The sequence below is a fragment of the Amycolatopsis alba DSM 44262 genome, assembly GCF_000384215.1.
GTDB lineage: Bacteria > Actinomycetota > Actinomycetes > Mycobacteriales > Pseudonocardiaceae > Amycolatopsis > Amycolatopsis alba.
Genome location: NZ_KB913032.1, coordinates 8,966,397 through 8,989,686, shown reverse-complemented (window position 1 = coordinate 8,989,686; position 23,290 = coordinate 8,966,397). Strand labels below are relative to the sequence as shown.

The 23,290-nt window shown below is 68.8% G+C and carries 22 protein-coding genes; 13 read left to right on the top strand and 9 right to left on the bottom strand.

What is annotated here, in order from left to right:
- Positions 1-2: 2 nt before the first annotated feature.
- Both tal and tkt read right to left on the bottom strand, forming a co-directional pair.
- On the bottom strand, positions 3-1,115 hold the full coding sequence (gene tal, locus AMYAL_RS0141300; RefSeq protein ID WP_020637182.1) for a transaldolase: 1,113 nt from the start codon (positions 1,113-1,115) through the stop codon (positions 3-5).
- A 10-nt stretch (positions 1,116-1,125) separates the two neighbouring features.
- Positions 1,126-3,228: a transketolase gene (gene tkt, locus AMYAL_RS0141295; RefSeq protein WP_026467875.1), complete on the bottom strand. Its 2,103-nt coding sequence runs from the start codon at positions 3,226-3,228 to the stop codon at positions 1,126-1,128.
- A 299-nt stretch (positions 3,229-3,527) separates the two neighbouring features.
- On the opposite strand from tkt, the gene AMYAL_RS0141290 reads away from it, so the two are divergent.
- The 4 genes from AMYAL_RS0141290 to AMYAL_RS0141275 all read left to right on the top strand — a co-directional run bounded on the left by AMYAL_RS0141290 (position 3,528) and on the right by AMYAL_RS0141275 (position 7,736).
- Complete coding sequence (locus tag AMYAL_RS0141290; protein WP_020637180.1) at positions 3,528-4,508, top strand: heme o synthase; 981 nt, start codon at positions 3,528-3,530, stop codon at positions 4,506-4,508.
- Between the two features lie 137 nt (positions 4,509-4,645).
- A complete protein-coding gene (locus AMYAL_RS0141285) occupies positions 4,646-6,901 on the top strand; it encodes a HelD family protein (protein ID WP_020637179.1) in 2,256 nt (751 codons plus the stop codon).
- 10 nt (positions 6,902-6,911) lie between these two features.
- Positions 6,912-7,481, top strand: coding sequence for an FKBP-type peptidyl-prolyl cis-trans isomerase (locus AMYAL_RS0141280; protein ID WP_020637178.1), 570 nt, complete (start codon positions 6,912-6,914; stop codon positions 7,479-7,481).
- A 9-nt stretch (positions 7,482-7,490) separates the two neighbouring features.
- Positions 7,491-7,736 carry a cold-shock protein gene (locus AMYAL_RS0141275; RefSeq protein WP_020637177.1) on the top strand — a complete coding sequence of 82 codons (246 nt, stop codon included), beginning with the start codon at positions 7,491-7,493 and terminating at the stop codon, positions 7,734-7,736.
- A gap of 62 nt (positions 7,737-7,798) precedes the next feature.
- Here the strand turns inward: AMYAL_RS0141275 and AMYAL_RS0141270 are convergent, their stop codons facing one another.
- Both AMYAL_RS0141270 and AMYAL_RS0141265 read right to left on the bottom strand, forming a co-directional pair.
- Positions 7,799-8,338 (bottom strand): GNAT family N-acetyltransferase, encoded by a 540-nt coding sequence (locus tag AMYAL_RS0141270; protein ID WP_020637176.1) that lies wholly within the window; start codon positions 8,336-8,338, stop codon positions 7,799-7,801.
- On the bottom strand, positions 8,335-9,306 hold the full coding sequence (locus AMYAL_RS0141265) for a quinone oxidoreductase family protein (protein WP_026467873.1): 972 nt from the start codon (positions 9,304-9,306) through the stop codon (positions 8,335-8,337). The genes AMYAL_RS0141270 and AMYAL_RS0141265 overlap by 4 nt, the downstream gene beginning before the upstream one ends.
- Positions 9,307-9,401: 95 nt before the next feature.
- Between AMYAL_RS0141265 and AMYAL_RS0141260 the strand changes: the two genes are divergently transcribed.
- Together AMYAL_RS0141260 and AMYAL_RS0141255 are read left to right on the top strand one after the other, a co-directional pair.
- Positions 9,402-9,710 (top strand): hypothetical protein, encoded by a 309-nt coding sequence (locus AMYAL_RS0141260; RefSeq protein ID WP_020637174.1) that lies wholly within the window; start codon positions 9,402-9,404, stop codon positions 9,708-9,710.
- Positions 9,707-10,573, top strand: a complete 867-nt coding sequence (locus AMYAL_RS0141255; RefSeq protein ID WP_020637173.1) for an ATP-grasp domain-containing protein — start codon at positions 9,707-9,709, stop codon at positions 10,571-10,573. Before AMYAL_RS0141260 ends, AMYAL_RS0141255 begins: the two co-directional genes overlap by 4 nt.
- A 566-nt stretch (positions 10,574-11,139) precedes the next feature.
- Here AMYAL_RS0141255 and AMYAL_RS0141250 read toward each other — a convergent pair.
- The 5 genes from AMYAL_RS0141250 to mptB form a co-directional block, all read right to left on the bottom strand.
- Entirely contained in the window at positions 11,140-12,087 is a 948-nt protein-coding gene (locus AMYAL_RS0141250; protein ID WP_020637172.1) for an acyl-CoA desaturase, read from the bottom strand.
- A gap of 113 nt (positions 12,088-12,200) precedes the next feature.
- Entirely contained in the window at positions 12,201-13,169 is a 969-nt protein-coding gene (locus tag AMYAL_RS0141245; RefSeq protein ID WP_026467872.1) for a COX15/CtaA family protein, read from the bottom strand.
- Positions 13,170-13,233: 64 nt separating this feature from the next.
- Positions 13,234-14,034, bottom strand: coding sequence for an ABC transporter permease (locus AMYAL_RS0141240; RefSeq protein ID WP_020637170.1), 801 nt, complete (start codon positions 14,032-14,034; stop codon positions 13,234-13,236).
- Complete coding sequence (locus tag AMYAL_RS0141235) at positions 14,031-14,957, bottom strand: ABC transporter ATP-binding protein (protein WP_020637169.1); 927 nt, start codon at positions 14,955-14,957, stop codon at positions 14,031-14,033. The genes AMYAL_RS0141240 and AMYAL_RS0141235 overlap by 4 nt, the downstream gene beginning before the upstream one ends.
- Before the next feature lie 19 nt (positions 14,958-14,976).
- Positions 14,977-16,563 carry a polyprenol phosphomannose-dependent alpha 1,6 mannosyltransferase MptB gene (gene mptB, locus AMYAL_RS0141230; protein WP_020637168.1) on the bottom strand — a complete coding sequence of 529 codons (1,587 nt, stop codon included), beginning with the start codon at positions 16,561-16,563 and terminating at the stop codon, positions 14,977-14,979.
- Between the two features lie 213 nt (positions 16,564-16,776).
- Here mptB and AMYAL_RS0141225 point away from each other — a divergent pair, with 213 nt between their 5' ends.
- From AMYAL_RS0141225 to AMYAL_RS0141195, 7 genes are read left to right on the top strand one after another with little or no spacing between them, the layout of a single operon-like run.
- On the top strand, positions 16,777-17,577 hold the full coding sequence (locus AMYAL_RS0141225) for a helix-turn-helix transcriptional regulator (RefSeq protein WP_026467871.1): 801 nt from the start codon (positions 16,777-16,779) through the stop codon (positions 17,575-17,577).
- Positions 17,574-19,022, top strand: coding sequence for a Fe-S cluster assembly protein SufB (gene sufB, locus AMYAL_RS0141220; RefSeq protein ID WP_026467870.1), 1,449 nt, complete (start codon positions 17,574-17,576; stop codon positions 19,020-19,022). Before AMYAL_RS0141225 ends, sufB begins: the two co-directional genes overlap by 4 nt.
- A 2-nt stretch (positions 19,023-19,024) precedes the next feature.
- The gene (gene sufD / locus AMYAL_RS0141215; RefSeq protein ID WP_020637165.1) at positions 19,025-20,197 is read left to right on the top strand and encodes a Fe-S cluster assembly protein SufD; all 1,173 of its coding nucleotides are present in this window, start codon (positions 19,025-19,027) and stop codon (positions 20,195-20,197) included.
- 36 nt (positions 20,198-20,233) lie between these two features.
- Positions 20,234-21,004 carry a Fe-S cluster assembly ATPase SufC gene (gene sufC / locus AMYAL_RS0141210; protein ID WP_007029703.1) on the top strand — a complete coding sequence of 257 codons (771 nt, stop codon included), beginning with the start codon at positions 20,234-20,236 and terminating at the stop codon, positions 21,002-21,004.
- A gap of 39 nt (positions 21,005-21,043) precedes the next feature.
- Complete coding sequence (locus AMYAL_RS0141205; protein WP_026467869.1) at positions 21,044-22,330, top strand: cysteine desulfurase; 1,287 nt, start codon at positions 21,044-21,046, stop codon at positions 22,328-22,330.
- Positions 22,330-22,779 carry a Fe-S cluster assembly sulfur transfer protein SufU gene (gene sufU, locus AMYAL_RS0141200; protein ID WP_020637163.1) on the top strand — a complete coding sequence of 150 codons (450 nt, stop codon included), beginning with the start codon at positions 22,330-22,332 and terminating at the stop codon, positions 22,777-22,779. Before AMYAL_RS0141205 ends, sufU begins: the two co-directional genes overlap by 1 nt.
- Positions 22,776-23,183, top strand: coding sequence for a metal-sulfur cluster assembly factor (locus AMYAL_RS0141195; protein ID WP_020637162.1), 408 nt, complete (start codon positions 22,776-22,778; stop codon positions 23,181-23,183). The genes sufU and AMYAL_RS0141195 overlap by 4 nt, the downstream gene beginning before the upstream one ends.
- Positions 23,184-23,290 lie beyond the last annotated feature (107 nt).

The window sequence follows — 23,290 nt, the reverse complement described above, 5'->3', positions numbered from 1 at the left end:
GATCAGTCCTTCGCCTTTTCGAGCTGCCCAGTGACGGTTTCGAGAAGCTCCACCCAGGACTTCTCGAACTTCTCGACGCCCTCGTCCTCGAGGACCTTGAACACGTCGTCGATGTCGATGCCGACGGCACGCAGCTTGTCGAAGACGGCCTGCGCGTCGGGGCCCTTGCCGGTGACCGTGTCACCGGTGACGTCCGCGTGGTCCGCGGCCGCGTCGAGGGTCTTCTCCGGCATCGTGTTGACCGTGTCCTTGACGACGAGCTGGTCCACGTAGCGGGTGTCGGAGTACTGCGGGTCCTTCACACCGGTGGATGCCCACAAAGGACGCTGCGCGTTCGCGCCCGCCTCGGCGAGAGCCTTCCAGCGGTCCGAAGCGAAGAGCTCCTCGAACGCCGCGTACGCGAGACGCGCGTTGGCGATCGCGGCCTCACCGCGCAGCGCGGTGGCGGCGTCGGTGCCGATGGCGCCGAGCCGCTTGTCGATCTCGGTGTCCACACGGGACACGAAGAACGACGCGACCGAGTGGATGCCCTTGAGGTCGTGGCCGTTGGCCTTCGCCTGCTCCAGACCGGCGAAGTAGGCCTCGATGACCGCCTGGTACCGCTCGACCGAGAAGATCAGCGTGACGTTGACGCTGATGCCCTCGGCCAGGGTCCGGGTGATCGCCGGGAGACCCTCTTCGGTGGCCGGGATCTTGATCAGCACGTTCGGCCGGTCCACGGTCTTCCACAGGTCCTGCGCCTCGGCGACCGTCTTGTCGGTCTCCTTGGCCAGCCGCGGGTCCACCTCGATGGACACCCGGCCGTCGACCCCGTTCGTGGCGGTGTAGACGTCGCGGAACAGGTCCGCGGCGTTGCGCACGTCGGTGGTGGTCAGCTCGCGGATGGTGGCCTCGACGTCGGCGCCGCGGGCGGCGAGCTCCTTGGTCTGCTCGTCGTACGCCTCGCCCTTCGACATCGCGTTGGCGAAGATCGTCGGGTTGGTCGTCACGCCCACGACGTGCTTGCCGCGGATCAGGTCGGCCAGGTTGCCGGTGTTCAGGCGCTCACGGGACAGGTCGTCGAGCCAGATCGAAACCCCGGCCTCGGACAGCTGAGCGAGCTTGTCGTTGCTCATGCTTTCCCCTTCAGTTCTTGGTGTTGGAGATCGAGCGACGGGCGGCGTCGACGACGGCTTCCGCGGTGAAACCGAACTCGCGGAACAGCGTGCCGGCGTCGGCCGAGGCACCGAAGTGCTCGATCGAGACGTTCTCCCCGGCGTCACCGGTGAAGCGGTGCCACGACTGGGCGATCCCGGCTTCGACGGAGACGCGTGCCTTGACCGACGGCGGGAGGACGGAGTCCTTGTAGGACTGGTCCTGCGCGTCGAACCACTCGACACACGGCATCGAGACGACGCTCGCCGGGATGCCGTCGGCTTCGAGGGTCTTGCGGGCCTCGACGGCCAGCTGGACCTCGGAGCCGGTCGCGATCAGCACGACCTCGGGGCTGCCGTTGGACGCTCCGGCGAGGACGTAACCGCCCCGCTTGACGCCTTCGGCGCTGGTGCCCTCCAGGACCGGCACGTTCTGCCGGGTGAGCGCGAGGCCCGACGGGTGGTGGACGTCCTCCAGGACGGCCTTCCACGCGTACGCGGTCTCGTTGGCGTCCGCCGGGCGGACGACGTTGAGGCCGGGGATCGCGCGCAGCGAGGAGAGCTGCTCGATCGGCTGGTGGGTGGGGCCGTCCTCGCCCAGGCCGATCGAGTCGTGCGTCCACACGTAGGTGACCGGCGCCTTCATCAGCGCGGCCAGCCGCACGGGCGGGCGCATGTAGTCGGAGAAGATCAGGAACGTCGCGCCGTAGGGGCGGGTGCCGCCGTGCAGCGCGATGCCGTTGAGGATCGAGCCCATCGCGTGCTCGCGGATGCCGAAGTGCAGCGTCCGGCCGTACGGGCTGGTCTTCCACATGTCGGTGGAAGCCTTCTCCGGGCCGAACGAGTCGGCCCCCTTCATCGTGGTGTTGTTGCTCTCCGCGAGGTCCGCGGAACCGCCCCACAGCTCGGGAAGCGGCTCGGCGAGCGCGTTGAGCACCTCACCGGAGGCCTTGCGGGTCGCGACGCCCTTGGCGTCCGGCGCCCAGGTCGGCAGGTTGTCCGCGAAGCCCTCGGGCAGCGAGCGGGTGGCCATCCGGTCCGCGATCTTCTTGCGCTCCGGGTTGGCGGCGCCCCACGCCTGGAACTTCTCCTGCCAGTCGGCGCGGGCGGTCTTGCCGCGGTCGACGGCGTGGCGGGTGTGCGCGATGACCTCGTCGTCGACCTGGAAGTTCCGCGCCGGGTCGAAACCGAGGTACTCCTTGACCGCGGCGACCTCTTCGGCGCCCAGCGCGGCGCCGTGCGCCTTGCCGGTGCCCATCTTCTTCGGCGCCGGGTACCCGATGACGGTCTTCAGCGCGATGAACGACGGGCGCTCGGTCTCGGCCTTCGCGGCCTTGATCGCCTCTTCGATCGCGACGACGTCCTCGCCACCTTCGACGACCTGGGTGTGCCAGCCGTAAGCCTCGTAGCGCTTCACGACGTCCTCGGACAGGGCGATCTTGGTGTCGTCCTCGATCGAGATCTCGTTGTCGTCCCAGAAGACGATGAGGTTGCCCAGCTCCTGGCGGCCTGCGATCGAGGAGGCCTCGGCGGTGACGCCCTCTTCGATGTCGCCGTCGGAGGCGATCACGTAGACGTAGTGGTCGAAGATGCTCTCGCCGACGGCGGGCTCCGGGTCCAGCAGGCCGCGCTCACGACGGGCCGCCATCGCCATGCCGACCGCGTTGGCCAGGCCCTGGCCGAGCGGCCCGGTGGTGGTCTCGACGCCCTTGGTGTGGCGGTACTCCGGGTGACCGGGGGTCTTCGAGTCCCACTTGCGGAGCTGCTTCAGGTCTTCCAGCTCCAGGCCGAACCCGGCGAGGTACAGCTGGATGTAGAGGGTGAGGCTCGAGTGACCGGCGGAGAGGACGAAGCGGTCACGGGCGGGCCACTCGGGGTCCGCCGGGTCATGACGCAGCGTCCGCTGGAAGAGCGTGTACGCGAGCGGCGCCAGGCTCATCGCGGTGCCGGGGTGACCGCTGCCGCAGTTCTCGACCGCGTCCGCGGCGAGCACCCGAACGGTGTCGACGGCCCGCGTGTCGAGGTCGGTCCAGTCGGCGGGCACGTTGCGCCGGAGGAGTGGGTTCTTCTCGCTGGTAGAGGCGGTTTCGGACACTGAACTCGAACTCCCCGTCATCAGGTTGTGGCTTCTCTTCCCTCGTGGGTGACCCACGTGTACCGCTACTAATCTCAATCGATCCGGAAGGGACGATATTCCTGCTCCGGGCCGTTCGCAGGGGCACGCCGCGAGCTACCGCGGCCAGCCTAATGGTTCGGCCGGTCGAGGACCCGCGATCACCCTCTGGAAACAGCACGTCTAACATCGGGGAAGGGTTCAGAACACGGGAATCCGGGGCCGCCACATCACCCGGAAGCCTGGTGGGCCCCGCCCCGAAAACTGACGCAGGGAGTGAAATGTCGTTGGTGAACGCTGCGCACGGACGCAGTGACAGCACCAGCGCCGTACATCCGACCGGTGAACGACCGCACGGTGGCCGGCGAACAATCCGCCAGGTCGTCGGCGCGTACGCCGCCCTCGCGAAGCCCAGGGTGATCGAGCTCCTCCTGGTCACCACGATTCCCGCGATGTTCCTGGCCGGGCGGGAAATCCCGTCGCCGTGGCTGGTACTCGCGACGCTCGTGGGTGGCACGATGGCCGCCGGCAGCGCCAACGCCTTGAACTGCGTCATCGACGCGGACATCGACAAGGTGATGAACCGCACGAAGCGCCGTCCGCTGGTGAAGGAATCGGTTCCCCGGCGCGGCGCGCTGATCTTCGGTCTCGTACTCGGTGTGCTGTCCGCCGTCGTGCTCTATTTCACGGTGAATCTGCTCTCGGCGATTCTCGCGATCGCGACGATCCTGTTCTACATCTTCGTCTACACGCTGGTGCTGAAGCGGCGTACGTCACAGAACGTGGTCTGGGGCGGCGCGGCGGGCTGCATGCCGGTCGTCATCGGCTGGGCCGCCGTCACCGGCACCGTCGAATGGCCCGCGTTCGTGATGTTCGGCGTCATCTTCTTCTGGACCCCGCCGCACACCTGGGCGCTGGGCATGAAGTACCGCGACGACTACGAGCGCGCCGGCGTGCCGATGCTGCCGGTGGTCGCCACCCCGCAGCACGTGGCGCGGCAGATCGTCATCTACTCGTGGGTGATGGTCGCGTGGACGCTGCTGCTGGTCCCGGTGACGAGCTGGATCTACACGACGTTCGCGATCCTGGCAGGCGGCTGGTTCCTCTTCTACGCGCACAGCCTGAACGCGGCGGTGCGGCGCGGCGAGGAGACCAAGCCGATGTCGCTGTTCCACCGGTCGAACACGTACCTGATGATCGTGTTCGTCGCACTGGCCGTCGACTCGGCCATCGGCCTCCCCGCCATCGGCCTGCCCTTCTAGTTTCTTTCTCGCCTCGCGTCCTCTGGATGCGGTACTTGCGCGTGCAACTACCGCATCCAGAGGACTAAATGCGTGCGCGGGGACGTTGTAGAACTTTCGGCCCCTGTCCCACCTCCGAAAGCAGGCTGCTTTTGTCCGTGTCCCCGGACCGGGAACTCGACGCGCTCGCGCAGGATGTCGCGCTCGAGCAGGAGTACGTCACCACCCTCTACCGCAAGCTCGACGCCGAACGCGTCGACGCCCAGCGCAGGCTCGACCAGACGCTGCGCCAGACCGGCGGCACCCCGCAGGCGCGCACCGAACGCGACGTCGCCACGACGCTGTACACCGACAGGCTCTCCCAGCTGAGCTCCGTCGAGCAGGGCCTGTGCTTCGGCCGCCTCGACTTCCTGCCCGGCCACGCCGAGGAGACCACCTACATCGGGCGGCTCGGGCTGTTCGACGAGGACGACGAGTACCGTCCCCTGCTCGTCGACTGGCGCGCGCCGGTCGCCCGGCCGTTCTACCTGGCGACCGCCGCTTCACCCGACGGTGTCCGGCGGCGCCGCCACATCCGGTCGCTGAGCAGGAAGGTCGTCGGCGTCGACGACGAGATCCTCGATCTTTCCGCCGCGGACCAGGGGCAGGACCTCGGTCTCGCGGGGGAGGCGGTGCTGCTGGCCGCGCTCGAACGCCGTCGCACGGGTGAGATGAGCGACATCGTCGCCACCATCCAGGCCGAGCAGGACCGCATCATCCGCGCGTCGCCGAACGGCGTCCTGGTGGTCCAGGGCGGACCGGGCACCGGCAAGACGGCGGTCGCGCTGCACCGCGCGGCGTACCTGCTCTACACCCACCGCCAGCAGCTCACCACGCGCGGCGTGCTGGTGGTCGGGCCGAACAGCACGTTCCTCCGCTACATCGGGCAGGTCCTGCCGTCGCTCGGCGAGACCGGGGTGCTGCTGGCCACGATCGGGCAGCTGTACCCCGGCCTGGACGCCGCCGGCCCGGTCACCCGCGAGGCCGCCGAGATCAAAGGCCGTCCGGTGATGGCCGACGTGCTGGCCAACGCGGTCCGCGACCGTCAGCGGGTGCCGGAACCGGTGCTGGAGATCGAGTTCGAGCGCGAGATCCTCATGCTCGACCGCAAGACCTGCACCGAAGCGCGGACGCGGGCCCGGCGGTCGCGCCGTCCGCACAACCTCGCCCGGCGTATCTTCGTGTCCGACCTCCTCGACGCGCTGACCAGGCAGGCCGCCCGCAAACTGGGGGAGGACCTGCTCGACGCGCGCGACGTCCAGGACATCCGGGCCGAGGTCGCCGCGGACAAGAACGTGGCCGCCGCGATCAACGGGCTGTGGCCCCAGCTCACTCCCGAGGTCGTCCTCGACGAGCTGTTCGCCGACCGCGAACGGTTGCGCAGCGCGGCCGGAAAAGCCTTGTCGGACACCGATCGTGAGCATCTCTACAGTCCCACGGACGCGAAGTGGAGCCCGTCGGACGTCCCGTTGCTCGACGAACTCGCCGAGCTGCTCGGGGAGGACGACACCGACGCTCGCGTCGAGCGCGCCCGTCGCGAGCGGGAAGACCGCGCGTACGCGGAAGGTGTGCTCGACATCCTCGAACAGGACGAGGAGATCATCGACGAGGAACTGCTGCGGGTGGGCGACGTCCTGGACGCCGAGCTGTTCGCCGAGCGCCAGCAGCGCCGCAGCGAGATGACCGCGGCGCAGCGGGCCGCCCAGGACCGGACCTGGACCTTCGGGCACGTGATCGTCGACGAGGCGCAGGAACTGACCGCGATGGACTGGCGGCTGCTGATGCGCCGGTCGCCGAACCGGTCGATGACGCTGGTCGGTGACGTCGCCCAGACCGGGGCGGCGGGAGGAGCGCGGTCGTGGGGCGAGGTGCTTTCGCCGTACGTCGCCGATCGCTGGCGGCTCGAAGAGCTGACCGTGAACTACCGGACCCCGGCGGAGATCATGGCCGTCGCGGCCAGAGTGCTCGCCGACGTCAATCCGGCGCTGGAAGCGCCGGTTTCCGTACGGGAGACCGGTTTCGAGCCTTGGCTGCGGTCCGTGGAGCCGTCGGATCTCGCCGCGGAACTACCGGGCATCGTCGACGCCGAACTGTCCGCCGTGGACGGTGGGACGGTCGTCGTGCTGTGCCCGGTCCCGATGGTCGAGACGGTGTCGGAGACGCTCGGCGAAGCGGGGGACCGAGTCTCGGTGATGCCGGTCGAGCGGGCGAAGGGGCTGGAGTTCGACTCGGTGGTGCTGGTCGCCCCGGACGAGGTCGTCGCCGGGTCCCCGCGCGGGCTCAACGATCTTTATGTGGCCCTGACCAGGGCGACCCGTCGGATGGGCGTAGTGCAGACCGGTGACCTTGTTCCCGCGCTGGAGGGTCTTGGCTAAGGTCTGCCGCATGCGCACATTCGGCAAGATCGTGGTCATCGGCGCGGGCGTGCTCGCCCTGGCGGCCTGTGGCGGGAAACAGGACACCGCAGGTTCGGTCCAGTCTTCGGGCGCGGCCCCCGCGTCGGCTTCGACGTCGGCCCCGGCCGCTGCGAAGGGCAAGGAATGCACGGCTGAGGACATCAAGACCACCGGGAAGTTCGGCGAGGCGCCGACCATCACCATCCCGGACGACTGCGACCCGCCGAAGAAGCTCATCACCAAGGACCTCGAGCCTGGCACCGGTGAGGGCGCCAAGGCCGGGCAGAAGCTGAAGATGAACTACTCGCTGGTCACCTGGTCCAACAAGCAGAAGCTGGACAGCTCCTTCGACCGTGGCGAGCCGTTCGACCTGGCGCTCGGCGCGGGTGACGTCATCAAGGGCTGGGACCAGGGCCTCGAAGGGATCAAGCAGGGCGCACGGCGGCTGCTGATCATCCCGCCGGACCTCGGCTACGGCGAGGGCGGCCGCGGCATCGCGCCGAACGAGACCCTCGTCTTCGTCACCGACGCCGTGAGCGTCCCGACCGACAAGGGCTGATGAGGACTGATGGGGACTTCGGGCGGCCGGGTTCACCGTGGCCGGGTTCGCTCCTGGTTCGTGGACGACGGCTGGGGAGTCGTCGAGTCGGGCGACTTCGCCGACCCCATCTGGGTCCACTATTCGATGGTGACCGGCGTCCGTCCCGGTGCGTTCCGGCAGCTCCAGGTCGATGACGAGGTGGAACTCACCGTCGAGCACGCCGAGCAGGACGAGTTCCGCCTGCGGGCGATCTGGGTGCGGTCTGTCGGCTGAAAGTCCGTGAAGGCCTCCTTCCCTACTCTGAAGGTAGGGAAGGAGGCCTTCACGGACTTCTGCTACGAGCCGCTGTACTCCCAGGTGAGCAGAGTGATCTTCAGGCCCTTCTCGACCTTCGCCTCCGGAGGTGCGTCGGTCAGGGCGTAACCGGCCCGGCGCGCGACGGCTTCGCTCGCCGAGTTCCCGGCGTCGATCTGCAGCTTGAGCGGGCTCAGCCCGAGGTCCTGCGCGTACGCGGTGAGAACCCGCAGCGACCGGGCCGCCAGATCCTGCCCGCGATGCGCGGGGCCGACCGCGTAGCCGAGTTCGGCCGGCCCCGAGAGCCCCTCCTTCAGCAACAGCACCACCTCGCCGAGCGGCTCGTCGCCGCCGGTCGTGATGGTCAGCCGCAGCCCCTTGCCCTCCGCGCGGCTGCTGACGTACTTCGCGTAGTGAGCCTTCGCCGCCACCTCGTCGAACGGGGACGGCAGCGGCGTGAAGCGCGCGACGGCGGGATTGTCGAACAGCCCCGGCATGAACGCGACGTCGCTTTCGCTCCATTCCCGCAGGACGAGCCCTTCGCCGGTGAGCCGGACCTGCTCGGACCAAGGCGCCGTCACGGGATCAGCAGGAGCTTGCCGGTGGTGCGCCGCCCCTGGAGGTCTTCGTGCGCCTGGCGGGCGTCGGCCAGTGGGTAGCGTCCGCCGATCCGGATGTTCAGCGAACCGTCCTGAACGGCGGCGAACAGTTCGTTCACCCGCCATTCCAGTTCCTCGCGGGTGAGCACGTAGTGCGCGGAGGTCGGGCGCGTGAGGTACACCGAGCCGCTGCGGTTGAGCAGCTGCGGGTCGATCGGCGGCACCGGGCCGCTGGCCGCGCCGTAGAGGGCGAGCAGACCGCGGATCTTCAGGCTCGCCAGGCTGCCGTCCACAGTGGACTTTCCGACGCCGTCGTAGACCACCGCGACCCCCTTGCCGTCGGTGAGCTCACGGACGGCCTTGGCGAAGTCGACCTGGTCGTAACGGATGACGTCGTCCGCGCCCGCCTGCTTGGCGAGTCCGGCCTTCTCGTCGGTGGAGACGGTGCCGATCACCCGTGCGCCGCGTGCCTTGGCCAGCTGGACCAGCAGCAGGCCCATCCCGCCCGCGGCGGCGTGGATCAGCACGTCGTCGCCCGGCTTGACCTCGTAGGTCGAGGCGATCAGGGCGTGCGCGGTGATCCCCTGGAGCATCGTCGCGGCGGCGGTCTCCTCGGTCACCCCGTCCGGGATCTTCACCGCGATCGCGGCGGGGAGCAGGCGGCGCTGGGCGTAGCTGCCCAGCGAACCCTGCCAGGCGACCCTGTCGCCGACGGCGAAACCGGTCACGTCCGCGCCGACCGCGGCGACCGTGCCCGCGCCTTCCATGCCCAGGATGAACGGCGTGTCGACCGGGTAGATGCCCTCGCGGTGATAGGTGTCGATGTAGTTGACGCCCGCCGCGGCGATGTCCACGAGCAGTTCCCCAGCGCCGGGCTCGCCGACCTCGACTTGCGCCGGCTCAAGGACTTCGGGACCGCCGGTCCGCCGGATCTGCACTGCCGTGGGCATACATCCTCCTCGTTCTGGGGCCTTCCGACCGGGACAACTATGGCCGACGCCACGGTTATTCCGCGTCGTGGGCCTTTCGCGGTTAAGCTCGGCTCGTGGCTGAGACCGAAGAGAAGACCGAGACCGCCGCCCCCACGTCGCGCCAGGTCGCGGCCGCCCGCGACTTCGTGAAGCGGCATGGGAAGCCTTCGCGCGCGGTGGTGGAGAACATCGGCCGGATCGGCGCCAGGGTCGTGCTCGTGGGCGCCGACGGCGCGCTCGGCGACGTCGTCGTCGCCTCCACGGAGGCGGGCGAGGCGCTGGTCGAGGCCGTCGAAGACCTCGAGCCCGCCGAATGGGACAGCGAGACCGTGAACGCCACCAAGATCGGCGCCGAGCACCGCCGCCGGATGGCGGGAAAGTGAGCGGCTCCGCGATCCTCGTCTCCTGTTCCGCACTGCTCGAAGGCGACGGCGACGATCACACCCTTCCCGAGGCGCTGGCCGATCTCGGCTTCAAGGCCCGCTGGGCCGCCTGGGACGACACGACCGTCGACTTCGGCGCCGCGGACATCGTCGTGCTGCGCGCCACCTGGGACTACTCGGAGCGCCGCGACGAGTTCCTGTCCTGGGCCGAGTCCGTGCCCGCGCTGTCCAATTCGGCCGAAGTCGCGCGCTGGAACACCGACAAGTCCTATCTGGCCGAACTCGGTGACGCCGGGGTCGCGATCGTGCCGACGACCCTGATCGCGCCGGACGACGAGACGCCGCGCTGGCCCAAGGGCGAGTTCGTGCTGAAGCCCGCGATCGGTGCCGGGTCCATGGGCGTCGGGAAGTTCACGTCCGGGGATGACGCCACGTCGCATCTGAAGAGCCTCCACGACGACGGCCAGACCGTGGTGCTGCAGCCGTATCAGTCCAGTGTGGACACTGAAGGCGAGCTGGCGCTGGTGTTCTTCGGCGGCGTGTACTCGCATGCCTTCTCGAAGGCGGTCATGCTGGGCCGCGAACTCGACGAATCCGGTTTGTGGGTCACGGAGAAGCTCGGCCCCGTGCAGCCGTCCGCCGCGTTCCGCGCACTGGCCGAAGACGCCATGGACGCGGCGGCGGCGCTGCTCGGCATCCTGCGCGCGGAGCTGCTCTACGCCCGTGTGGACCTCGTCGCCGGTTCGGACGGCAGGCCGCTGCTGCTGGAGCTGGAGCTCGTCGAGCCCTCGCTCGGTTTCCGGCAGACCGATGCCGCCGCCGCTTGGCGCTTCGCCTCCGCCGTGCGGCAGCAACTCGGCTGACCCACCCACCCCTCGCGGCCTCAGAGGATTGAATGCGGAGGGAGCGTTGGGCGGGCTTCACGCGTTTCGCGGCCGGCCGCTCACGCCCTGAGATGTTGCGAAAGCCACTTTCACAACCTTCAACGTTGTGAAAGTGGCTTTCGCGGCGTCAGCCTGTCCGTCAGGCCGCACTGGGCGGAGGGGTCGTGAGTGGTAAGTGCCGTTCTGACGGACCCGTATTTGCCTACCCACTGATGCGACTGGCGGTCGGGTGTGGAGGATTTGGGACGTTGAACGTCCGGAAACTTCCCCCGTCGCGTATTTGCCACCGGCCGTGACCGGTGCGACCTTGATCAACGGAGGATTGGGGACGGTGAGTGTCCCGGATCTTCCGTTGATCAAGATTCCTTCACCGTCAAGCCCTACAGCCGCGGAACCGCCACCTTCGCTCAGGTCAGGCGTGGGTAGGTAAATGCTGGTCCGCTCTAACCCCACTTGCCACTCACGACCACCCCGACGGACACCTCACTCACGGCACCCTGAACCGGTGATCGAGCATCGCATCCAGAGGACTGGATGCGAAAAGGTCAGGCGGGTTTGGCGAGTTTCGCGGCCAGGCGCTCCGGCTTGGGCCACCGCACGTCCCGCGCCCAGCCGAACTTCTCGAACAGCCAGATCACCCGCGCCGACACGTCGACCTGTCCGCGCAGGACACCGTGCCGCGCGCAGGTCGGGTCGGCGTGGTGGGAGTTGTGCCACGACTCGCCCATGGACAGGATCGCCAGCGGCCAGAAGTTCGCCGCCTTGTCACGGCTGGCGAACGGGCGTTCCCCGATCAGGTGGCAGATCGAGTTCACCGACCAGCTGACATGGTGCAGGAACGCGATCCGGACCAGCCCGGCCCAGAAGAACCCGGTCACCGCACCCCACCACGACCAGCTGATGAGGCCGCCGAGGATCGCGGGCAGCGCGAGGCTGAGCGTGATCCACAGCCAGAAGTAGCGGTTCACCACGCGAAGATCCTTGTCCGCCACCAGATCCGGCGCGAAGCGTTCGTAGTTGGTCACTTCGCGGCTGAACATCCAGCCCATGTGCGCGTGCCAGAACCCGCGCAGCAGCGCCGTGGGCGACGTCCCGAACAGCCAGGGGGAGTGCGGATCGCCTTCGCGGTCGGCGAAGGCGTGGTGACGGCGGTGGCTGGCCACCCAGAAGATGACCGACCCCTGCACCGCGAAACTCCCGGCGATGGCGAGCGCGACCCGCAGCGGCCGTCCCGCCTTGAAGGCGCCGTGGGTGAAGTAGCGGTGGTAGCCGACGGTCACCCCGAGGGTCCCCAAGGTGTAGAACACCGCCGCCAGCCCGAGATCGACCCAGGTCATGCCCCAGCCCCACACGATCGGCACGGCGGCGAGCAGTGCGACGAACGGGACCAGCAGGAAGGTCTTGAGTATCAGCATCTCCCCGGAGCCTCGGCGGTGGGAGATCAGGGGTTTGGACTGACTGGCCGGTGCTTCCGGCTCGGTGCTGGCGGTCATGCGACACCTCGTGCCTCGACTCGGTGGTCCCCCCGTGTGGGGCACCGAGCGCAGCGTAAGGGCAGTGTCTGGCGAGCATGCCGCCTGGGGGTTACGTCCGGTTTGCCGCAGGGTCAGTTCGAGGTGGCCAGTTCGCGTTCCGGCGCCGTCGCGGAGGCGACGGGACCGCGATCGCGTGAACCGCACCAGAGCGCGGCCGTCGAGATGATCACCAGCGCGGAACCGAGGACGTGGAACGAGACCAGCGCCTCCGGCACACCCAGTGCGTACTGCACAGAGCCCAGGACGCCTTGTACGAGCGCGATGACCCACACGATGGTGTACCGCCGCCACAGCTGCTTCGGCGTCTCGCCACGCATCAGCTGGAGCCCGAAGACGGCCAGCACGATCAGGTAGGCCACCAGCAGTCCACCGTGGATCTGGGTGAGCGTCTCGATCGGGGCCTGGAAGCGGTGGGTGCCGGGGTCGCCGCCGTGCGGGCCCGCGCCGGTCACCGTGGTCCCCGCCACGAGGACGGCCCACATCACCGAGGCGAGCACGATCAGCGTCTTGCGGCCCGCGTCCGGGATCAGCCAGCGGGCGGGCTCGTCACCCTCGTTGAACGCGCGCAGCAGCAGGACCGCGAGCCAGACCAGGGGAGTGGACGCCAGGAAGTGGAGCGCGACGGTCCACCATTCGAGTTTGGCGAGCACGGTGATGCCGCCGACGACGGCCTGCAGCATCACGCCCGCGGGCATCGTCCAGGCCAGCTTGACCAGACGGCGGCGGCTCGGGTGCTCGATCTGCACGCGCCACGCGGTGATCACGCACAGCGCGGCGACGGCGATGACGACGCCGGTCAGCATCCGGTTGCTGAACTCGATCCACTGGGTGAGCGCGTCGAATTCGGGGTGCGCCACCGGCACGATGCTGCCCTCGACGCATTGCGGCCAGGTCGGGCAGCCGAGACCCGAACCCGTGACACGGACGACCGAGCCGGTGACGCCGATTCCGGCCTGGGCGATCACCGCCGCTATCGCGACCGCTCGCTGAACCGCGAACGAGGGATACGGCAGACGCGCTACAAGGCTCTGGAACGGCACCGTCCGATGCTAGAACGCCCTTCCTGAGAGCGTTCCACCGGCTACGCGGGGTGTGTCGGGGGCCTCAGGTGAGCTTGGTGGTCTTGCTCGCCAGCGCGCCCGCGACGACGCCCCAGCCGACGAGGACCGCGAACGGGCCCCACCCGAAGGAACCGTCCAGCAGCACCGACCGCAGGCCTTCGGCGAGCGCGCCCGACGGCAGCAGCTCGACGATCGTCGCGAGCCCGGACGGCATGGTCGACGGCGCCAGCAGGATGCCCCCGGCGAGCAGCAGCACGAACCAGACGATGTTCGCCAGCGCCAGCACGGCCTCCGCGCGCAGCGCCCCGCCGAGCAGCAGGCCCAGCGCGCCGAACGCGAGCGTGCCGACGATCAGGAACGGGACGGCACCGAGGATCCCGCCGAGCGACGGCGACCAGCCCAGCAGCGCTGCCACCACGCCGAGGATCACCGCCTGCAGCGCGACCACGACCAGCGCGGCGGCCACCCGGCCCGCGACGAGCAGCCAGCGGGGCAGCGCGGTGGCGGAAAGCCGTTTGAGCACGCCGTACCGGCGGTCGAAGCCCAGCGCGATGGCCTGCCCGGTGAACGCGGACGACATCACCGCGAGCGCCAGGATCCTCGGCGTGATCCAGTCCACTTTGGACGCATCGCCGAGTTGTGCCGACGGCAGGATGTCCAGCAGCGACAAGCCGATCAGCAGGGCGAGCGGGATGAGCAGGGTCAGCAGGATCTGCTCGCCGTGGCGCAGGGTCAGGCTCGCCTCGACCTTCGCGTGCGTGCGCAGCATCTTGCCGAGTGAACCGCGACCGGGGGCCGGGGTGAACGTGCCCAGGGCGAACCGGGGGGTGGGCGTGGTGGTCATGCGCGCAGTTCCCGTCCGGTCAGCTCCAGGAAGACCTCTTCCAGTGTGCGCCTGCCGACCTGCAGCTCCTCGGGCATGACACCCTGCTGCGCGCACCATGCGGTCACCGTCGACACCACCTGCGGGTCGATCGCGCCCTCGACGAGATATGTCCCCGGCGCCGACTCGTGCACGAGGTGGCCTTCGGGCAGCGCTGCGGTCAGCAGGCCGGTGTCGAGCCGGGTGCGGGCCTTAAACCGCAGTTGCGCGGCCTCGCCCGCGTCGACGGTCAGCGACTGCGGGGAGCCTTCGACGACGACCTTGCCGTGGTCCACGATCACCACGGTGTCGGCCAGCGTTTCGGCCTCCTCCATCAGATGCGTGGTGAGCAGCACGCTGACCCCGTCGGCGCGCAGCGCTTCGAGCAGATCCCAGACCAGGCGGCGGGCCTGCGGATCCATGCCCGCCGTCGGCTCGTCGAGGAAGAGCAGCTCCGGGCGCCCGACGAGCGCGCAGGCGAGGGAGAGCCGTTGCTGCTGCCCGCCGGAAAGCCGTTTGAACGGCGTCTTCCGCGCTCCCGAAAGACCGAGGATGTCCAGCAGCCAGGCGGGATCGAGCGGATTCGCGGCACAAGCGGCGACCAGTCCGAGCATCTCGTCGGCGCGGACACCGGGATACGCGCCGCCGCCCTGGGGCATCACGCCGATCCGCGGCCGCAGCGCCGAGCCGTCGCGCGACGGATCCAGGCCCAGGACACGGACTTCGCCGCTGTCAGGCCGCAGGAAGCCTTCGCAGATTTCGACGGTGGTGGTCTTGCCGGCCCCGTTCGGGCCGAGCAGAGCGAGCAGGGTGCCGCGGTCCATCCGCAGATCGAGTCCATCGACCGCGGTGGTGGATCCGTAGCGTTTCACCAGCCCGGTGATCTCGACGGCGGGGGCGTTCACGACAGGTCACGATACGGCGTCACGCCGGGACCGAATGCTCCGGGGACGGTCTGGACAGCAGCAGTGGTGAGAGGCGGTGGACGATGAACAGCCCCAGAAGCGTGACGACCCCGGCGGCGACCCAGGCGAACGGCAGGACGAAGCCGCGGCCCTCGAAGGTGCTTCCCGTCGTCGGCAGCAGGAACGGCAGGACGGCGGTGACGATCGTCGCGGCGATGCGGAACCGCGAGGTCCCCGCCGCCGCGGCGAGCGGGATGATCGCCCACAGCAGGTACCAGGGCTGCAACGCCACGTGCAGCACCATCACCGCGCCCAGCGAGACCCCGAGGCCGATGATCGGCCGGTAGCGCCATTTGAAGCTGTCCCAGAGGAACTTGACCGTCACCGCGCCCGCGACGAGATAGCCGAGCGAGCCCAGGATCGGGACCATGGCGTTGGTGTGGTTGCCGAGGCCGAGCGCGATGCCGAGGACGCCGCCGAGCGCGGCCAGCTCCGACGTCGGCGAGATCCAGGACCGGACCAGGCCGGGTGTCCCGAGCGCGCCGACCCAGCCGAAGCCGAGGCCGGTGCCGTAACAGACCGCCACCAGCACCACCCCGAACAGCAGCGCCATCGGCACCGCCGCGGTGAGCAGGTCCTTGATCCGGCCGTGCCAGCGTCTGGCCACCATCACCGTGAAGAACGGCAGCGCCAGGATCGCGTTCAGTTTCACCGCGACGCCGAGGGTGATGAGCACCACCCCGAGCCCGATGTACAGCAGTTCGCCCTTGGCCAGCGGGGGAGGTTCGTCGTTCTTGAACCGCACCGGCATCCGCTGGAGGCCGACCTCCAGCCCGGCCACCATGAGCCCGATCGCCAGCGCGTCATTGTGGGCGCCCGCGACGAAGTGGAAGATCAGCAGCGGGTTCGCCGCGCCGAGCCACAGCGCGGTCGCAGGCTGCACGCCGAACCGCTTGGCCAGCCGGGGCAGCGCCCAGATGATCAGGATGACGCCGATCAGCGCGAGCCCGCGCTGCAGCAGCACGCCGGTGACGATGTTGCCGCTGCTCAGCGGGGCGAGCCAGCCGCCGAGCCGCAGCAGCAGCGGACCGTACGGCGCCGGCGTCTCGCGCCACATGTTGGAGACGCCCGAAGTCAGCGGGTCGGAGACGCCGAGCGCTTCGGCCGGGCCGAGGGAGTACGGGTCCATGCCGCGGGCGACGATCTCGCTCTGCGCGAGATAGCTGTAGACGTCGCGGGAGAACAGCGGCGGGATGAACAGCAGCGGCGCGCACCAGAGCGCGATGGTGCGGGCGAGCTGGCCCTGGGTGGCGAGACGGCGGCGCGCGGGCTGGGCGAACCGGCCGAGCAGCAGCCAGCTGAGCACGATGATCGCCATGCCTGCCAGGCCCATCGCGAGCGAGACCATGGGGATGCGGGTGAACAGCCGCAGGACCGGGATCTCCTGCACCGGGTTGATCACCGGCGCGGCGCCCGCACCGAGCGAGCCGAGGGCGAGGAACAGGGAACCGACCGCGCCGAACCGGCGGACCACGTTCAGCCCGCGCAGTTCCTTGTCGTCGAGCGGCTCCGGTTCACGCGGGTGACCGGGGGAGAGCGTCGCCACCGACCCCGCGGCCGGGTACTTCTCCTGGCCTGCTTCGTCCGTGTCCCGCCCTGCCGGGTGATCGCCCACTGCCACGCACGAAGGGTAGCGATCGCGGGAACAGACCGAGCGGGTACGTGGTTACCCCTGTGGTTTCACCGTCCGGAGTGACCCACGCCACTCCGTGAGGCACCCCTCTTTGCCGTCTCCCCGGAAATACGTCACACTTGTGTTGTGAAAAAGACGGGGACGCGAGACGAGGCCGGTGGCGACATGCCCCGCGCCGAGGTCCAGCCTGTCCCCGCGCAGGTCGGCCCCGAGGGGCGGACCAGGCACGAAGTGGCCCGCTTGCTGCTGGAACAGGGGCCGCTGACCGCCGTCGAGGTGGCCGAGCAGCTGGGGATCAGCGCCGCCGCCGTCCGCCGTCATCTCGACGCGCTGCTCGCCGACGGCGAGGCCGAAACCCGTGACGCGCCCCGCCGCGGACCTCGCGGACGAGGCCGTCCCGCCAAGAACTTCCTCCTCACCGAGGCGGGCCGCGCCCGGTTCGGGCACGCCTACGACGACCTCGCGTCCTCGGCCATCCGGTTCCTCTCCGAGCACGCCGGCGAGAACGCCGTGAAGGCCTTCGCGGAGGCCCGTGTCGCTTCGCTGGTCGGCCCGCATCAGGACGCGATCACCAAGCACACCGACCCGGCCACCCGCGCCGAGGCCCTCGCTGCGGCGCTGACCAGGGAGGGTTACGCTGCGTCGACCCGTCAGGTCGGTGTCGGCGAACAGCTTTGCCAGCATCATTGCCCGGTCGCCCACGTCGCCGCCGAGTTCCCCCAGTTGTGTGAAGCCGAGACAGAGGCTTTCGCGGAACTTCTGGGTACTCACGTGCAGCGACTGGCGACCATCGCACGCGGTGACAACGTGTGCACCACCCACGTACCCGTCGTTTCGGCGGGTCACCCGGCCACACCCGCGCCGGGAAGCACGGCGCCCTCCCCTGGGCGCACAGCACGGATCCCGAATGGAGGGAAACCCGCATGACTGCCGCTGCCGAGCAGCGCACTCCCACCACCGCGCCCATGAGCCAGGAAGAGACCATCGAGTCCCTTGGCAAGTACGCGTTCGGCTGGGCGGACTCCGACGAGGCGGGCGCCAGCGCCCGCCGAGGTCTGAACGAGGACGTCGTCACCGACATCTCCTCGAAGAAGTCCGAGCCGGAGTGGATGCGCGAAGCGCGACTGAAGGCGCTCAAGCTCTTCGATCTGAAGCCCATGCCCAACTGGGGTGCGGACCTCTCCGGGATCGACTTCGACAACATCAAGTACTTCGTGCGGTCCAGTGAGAAGCAGGCCACTTCCTGGGAAGAGCTGCCCGAGGACATCAAGAACACGTACGACAAGCTCGGCATCCCCGAGGCGGAGAAGCAGCGCCTCGTCGCCGGTGTCGCCGCGCAGTACGAGTCCGAGGTCGTCTACCACTCGATCCGCGAGGATCTGGAGGCGCAGGGCGTCCTGTTCCTGGACACCGACACCGCGCTCAAGGAGCACCCGGAGATCTTCAAGGAGTACTTCGGCTCCGTGATCCCGGCCGGGGACAACAAGTTCTCCGCGCTGAACACCGCGGTGTGGTCCGGCGGCTCGTTCATCTACGTCCCCAAGGGCGTCAAGGTGGACATCCCGCTGCAGGCGTACTTCCGCATCAACACCGAGAACATGGGTCAGTTCGAGCGGACCCTGATCATCGTCGACGAAGACGCCTACGTGCACTACGTCGAGGGTTGCACCGCGCCGATCTACCAGTCCGACTCGCTGCACTCGGCGGTCGTGGAGATCATCGTGAAGAAGGGCGCCCGCTGCCGCTACACGACCATCCAGAACTGGTCGAACAACGTCTACAACCTGGTCACCAAGCGCGCCAAGTGCGAAGAGGGCGCGACCATGGAGTGGATCGACGGCAACATCGGTTCCAAGGTCACGATGAAGTACCCGTCCGTGTTCCTCATGGGCGAGCACGCCAAGGGCGAGGTCCTCTCGGTCGCGTTCGCGGGCGAAGGCCAGCACCAGGACGCCGGCGCGAAGATGGAGCACCTGGCGCCGCACACCTCCTCGACCATCGTGTCGAAGTCGGTGGCGCGCGGCGGTGGCCGCACCTCCTACCGCGGCCTGGTCAAGGTCGCGAAGCGGGCGCACCACTCGCGGTCCAGCGTGGTCTGTGACGCGCTGCTGGTCGACACGATCTCGCGGTCGGACACGTACCCGTACGTCGACATCCGCAACGACGAGGTGTCGATGGGCCACGAGGCGACGGTCTCGAAGGTCAGCGAAGACCAGATGTTCTACCTCATGTCGCGCGGTCTCGACGAGGCCGAGGCCATGGCGATGATCGTGCGCGGGTTCGTCGAGCCCATCGCGCGTGAGCTGCCGATGGAGTACGCGCTCGAGCTGAACCGCCTGATCGAGCTTCAGATGGAAGGGTCCGTCGGCTAGTCATGTCGGTTACCGAGAACAACGTTTCCGAAGCGATGCGCGAGGGCGTGGTCATCCCGGCCACGTCCCGCGCGGAGCGCTTCACCTCCCACGACGTCGAGGCCTTCGAGGTCCCCGGCGGCCGTGAGGAGAACTGGCGTTTCACGCCGATGAAGCGGCTGCGCGGCCTGCACGACGGGTCCGCCACCGCTTCGGGTTCGGCCACCGTGGACGCCGACGCCGCCCCTGAACTGAAGATCGAGAAGGTCGGCCGGGACGACGAGCGCCTCGGCGTCGCGGGTGTCCCGAGCGACCGGATCGCCGCGCAGGCCTACTCCTCGTTCACCGAGGCCACCGTCATCACGGTGCCCAAGGAGACGAAGACGTCGAAGCCGTCGACGGTGAAGATCACCGGCCCCGGCGAGGGCAAGGTCGCCTACGGGCACGTGCAGGTCCGCGCCGAGCAGTTCTCCGAGGCCGTCATCGTCCTCGACCACGTCGGCTCCGGCACCTACGCCGACAACGTCGAGTTCGTCATCGGCGATTCGGCGAACGTGACCGTGGTCAGCGTCCAGGACTGGGCCGACGACGCGGTGCACGTCTCCGAGCAGCACCTCAAGCTCGGCCGCGACGCCACGCTCAAGCACATCGTCATCACCCTGGGCGGTGACCTGGTCCGCGTCTCGCCGACGGCGACCTTCGCCGACAAGGGCGGCGACGTCGAGATGCTCGGCCTGTACTTCGCGGACGAAGGACAGCACCAGGAGCACCGGCTCTTCGTCGACCACGCGGTGCCGAACTGCAAGTCGCGGGTGATGTACAAGGGCGCGCTCCAGGGCGACGGCGCGCACACCGTGTGGGTCGGCGACGTGCTGATCCGGGCGGCCGCCGAGGCCACCGACACCTACGAGCTCAACCGCAATCTGGTGCTGACGCCGGGCGCGCGGGCGGACTCGATCCCGAACCTGGAGATCGAGACCGGCGAGATCGAAGGCGCCGGCCACGCGAGCGCGACGGGAAGGTTCGACGACGAGCAGTTGTTCTACCTCCAGTCGCGTGGAATCGGCGAGGACGCCGCGCGGCGCCTGGTCGTACGCGGGTTCTTCCACGAGATCCTGGTCAAGATCGGTGTCCCCGAGGTGCGCGAGCGTCTCGAGGCCGCGATCGAAGCCGAGCTCGAAGCCGTGGGCGTCTAAGCCCTCGTCCGTCCACATCAGACTTTTAGGAAAGAAATGCCTACGCTGGAAATCAAGGATCTGCACGCCTCGGTCACGACCGAGGAGGGCCCCAAGGAGATCCTCAAGGGCGTCAACCTGACCATCAAGTCGGGCGAGACCCACGCGATCATGGGCCCCAACGGTTCGGGCAAGTCCACGCTGTCCTACGCCATCGCCGGTCACCCCAAGTACGAAGTCACCTCCGGGCAGGTCCTGCTCGACGGTGAGGACGTGCTGGAGATGAGCGTCGACGAGCGCGCCCGCGCGGGCCTGTTCCTCGCCATGCAGTACCCGGTCGAGGTGCCGGGCGTGTCCATGTCCAACTTCCTCCGCACCGCGGCCACCGCGGTCCGTGGCGAGGCCCCCAAGCTGCGCCACTGGGTCAAGGAGGTCAAGGAGGAGATGGGCAAGCTGGAGATCTCGTCCGAGTTCGCCGAGCGTTCGGTGAACGAGGGCTTCTCCGGCGGCGAGAAGAAGCGCCACGAGATCCTGCAGCTGGCGCTGCTCAAGCCGAAGATCGCCATCCTCGACGAGACCGACTCCGGCCTCGACGTCGACGCGCTGCGCGTCGTGTCCGAGGGCGTCAACGAGTTCAAGGCCAACAACGACGCCGGCGTCATGCTGATCACGCACTACACGCGGATCCTGCGGCACATCACGCCCGACTTCGTGCACGTCTTCGCGGGCGGCAAGATCGTCGAGTCCGGTGGCCGTGAGCTCGCGGACGAGCTGGAGGAGAACGGGTACGTCAAGTACACCGGCTCCGCCGAGACCGCCGCTGTCTGATCACTGAACTTCACGACTACACCGAGAGGAGTTGGCCCGATGACCACCACCACGGCTAACTCTGTTCCGCTAGATGTGGCGGCCATCAGGGCCGACTTCCCGATCCTGACCCGCACGGTGCGGGACGGGAAACCCTTGGTGTATCTGGATTCCGGTGCGACGTCCCAGAAACCGGCGCAGGTGCTCGAAGCCGAGCGCCGGTTCCTGGAGACCTCGAACGCCGCGGTGCACCGCGGCGCGCACCAGCTCGCCGAGGAGGCGACCGACGCCTACGAATCCGCCCGTGTGCGGATCGCGGAGTTCGTCGGCGCCTCCCCGCATGAGCTGGTGTTCACCAAGAACGCCACCGAGGGCATCAACCTCGTCGCCTACGCCATGAGCAACGCCGCCACGGCCGGTCCCGAGGCCGAGCGGTTCAAGATCGGCCCCGGCGACGAGATCGTCATCACCGAGATGGAGCACCACGCGAACCTGGTGCCGTGGCAGCAGCTCTGCCAGCGCACCGGCGCGACGCTGAAGTGGTTCTCCGTCACCGCGGACGGCCGCCTCGATCTGTCCGATGTGGACGAGCTGATCACCGAGCGGACCAAGGTGCTCGCGTTCACGCACCAGTCCAACGTGCTCGGCACGATCAACCCGGTCGAGTTCCTGGTGAAGAAGGCCCGCAAGGTCGGCGCGCTGGTCGTGCTGGACGCCTGTCAGTCGGTGCCGCACTTCCCCGTGGACCTGCACGCGCTGGACGTCGACTTCGCCGCCTTCGCCGGGCACAAGATGGTCGGCCCGTACGGCATCGGTGTCCTCTACGGCCGTCGCGAGCTGCTCGAAGCGATGCCGCCGTTCCTGACCGGTGGCTCGATGATCGAGATGGTCCGCATGGAGCAGACCACGTTCGCCGCGCCGCCGCAGCGGTTCGAGGCGGGCACCCCGATGACGTCGCAGGCCGTCGGCCTCGGCGCGGCCGCCGACTACCTGTCGGCGATCGGCATGGACCGGGTCGCCGCGCACGAACACGTCCTCACCGAGGCGGCGCTGGCCGGACTCGGCGAGATCCCCGGCGTGCGGATCATCGGCCCCACCGACATGGCCGACCGCGGCGGGCTGGTGTCGTTCGTCATCGACGGCGTCCACCCGCACGACTCGGGCCAGGTGCTGGACAGCCTCGGCGTCGCCGTCCGCGTCGGGCACCACTGCGCGTGGCCGCTGCACCGGGCGTGCTCGGTCCCGGCGACCGTGCGCGCTTCGTTCTACGTCTACAACACGCTGTCCGAAGTGGACGCGCTGGTGAACGGTGTGCGTGAGGCGCAGAAGTTCTTCGGGGTGGCCTGATGAACCTCGAAAGCATGTACCAGGAGATCATCCTGGACCACTACAAGAACCCGCACGGCCGCGGCCTGCGCGAGCCGTTCGACGCCGAGTCGTTCCAGGTCAACCCGACCTGTGGCGACGAGGTGACACTGCGGGTGAAGGTCGACGACGGGAAGGTCGCCGACGTCTCCTACGACGGACAAGGCTGCTCGATCAGCCAGGCGTCCACGTCGGTCTTGACGGATCTCGTCGTCGGGCACACCGTGGAGGAGGCGTTCACCACCATGGACGCCTTCGTCGAGCTGATGCAGGGCAAGGGACAGATCGAGCCGGACGAGGACGTGCTGGAGGACGGCATCGCCTTCGCCGGCGTCGCCAAGTACCCGGCCCGCGTGAAATGCGCCCTGCTCGGATGGATGGCGTTCAAGGACGCCGTCGCCCGCACGACCAACGGAGTTGAGACGGCATGACCGAACAGCAGACCGAAACCCGCGAGGGGCGCACCGCCGCCGACCTCGACGCCGAGACCACCGCCGCCGCGGACACCGCCGACCTCGCCAAGGTCGAAGATCTCGAAGAGGCGATGCGCGACGTCGTCGACCCCGAGCTGGGCATCAACGTCGTCGACCTCGGGCTCGTCTACGGCATCCACGTCGAGCCGGACAACACCGCCACCATCGACATGACCCTGACGTCCGCGGCCTGCCCGCTGACCGACGTCATCGAGGACCAGACCGGTGCCGCGCTCGTCGGCGGCGGAACGGGACTGGTCAAGGACTTCCGGATCAACTGGGTCTGGATGCCGCCGTGGGGCCCGGAGAAGATCACCGAGGACGGCCGCGAACAGCTGCGCGCCCTCGGCTTCACCGTCTGACCCCTGCTTGGGTCGCTTCCAAAGTCCGTGAAGGCCTCCTTGAGGGACTCTGAGTCCCTCAAGGAGGCCTTCACGGACTTTCGCGATCTCGCTTGTGTGTATAACGA

Excerpts from the sequence above, each read along its gene's own strand:
- tal (WP_020637182.1), bottom strand. The coding sequence starts at position 1,115 with ATGAGCAACGACAAGCTCGCTCAGCTGTCCGAGGCCGGGGTTTCGATC.
- AMYAL_RS0141290 (WP_020637180.1), top strand. The coding sequence starts at position 3,528 with ATGTCGTTGGTGAACGCTGCGCACGGACGCAGTGACAGCACCAGCGCC.
- AMYAL_RS0141280 (WP_020637178.1), top strand. The coding sequence starts at position 6,912 with ATGCGCACATTCGGCAAGATCGTGGTCATCGGCGCGGGCGTGCTCGCC.
- AMYAL_RS0141275 (WP_020637177.1), top strand. The coding sequence starts at position 7,491 with ATGGGGACTTCGGGCGGCCGGGTTCACCGTGGCCGGGTTCGCTCCTGG.
- AMYAL_RS0141265 (WP_026467873.1), bottom strand. The coding sequence starts at position 9,306 with ATGCCCACGGCAGTGCAGATCCGGCGGACCGGCGGTCCCGAAGTCCTT.
- AMYAL_RS0141250 (WP_020637172.1), bottom strand. The coding sequence starts at position 12,087 with ATGACCGCCAGCACCGAGCCGGAAGCACCGGCCAGTCAGTCCAAACCC.
- AMYAL_RS0141240 (WP_020637170.1), bottom strand. The coding sequence starts at position 14,034 with ATGACCACCACGCCCACCCCCCGGTTCGCCCTGGGCACGTTCACCCCG.
- sufB (WP_026467870.1), top strand. The coding sequence starts at position 17,574 with ATGACTGCCGCTGCCGAGCAGCGCACTCCCACCACCGCGCCCATGAGC.
- sufD (WP_020637165.1), top strand. The coding sequence starts at position 19,025 with ATGTCGGTTACCGAGAACAACGTTTCCGAAGCGATGCGCGAGGGCGTG.
- sufC (WP_007029703.1), top strand. The coding sequence starts at position 20,234 with ATGCCTACGCTGGAAATCAAGGATCTGCACGCCTCGGTCACGACCGAG.
- AMYAL_RS0141205 (WP_026467869.1), top strand. The coding sequence starts at position 21,044 with ATGACCACCACCACGGCTAACTCTGTTCCGCTAGATGTGGCGGCCATC.
- sufU (WP_020637163.1), top strand. The coding sequence starts at position 22,330 with ATGAACCTCGAAAGCATGTACCAGGAGATCATCCTGGACCACTACAAG.
- AMYAL_RS0141195 (WP_020637162.1), top strand. The coding sequence starts at position 22,776 with ATGACCGAACAGCAGACCGAAACCCGCGAGGGGCGCACCGCCGCCGAC.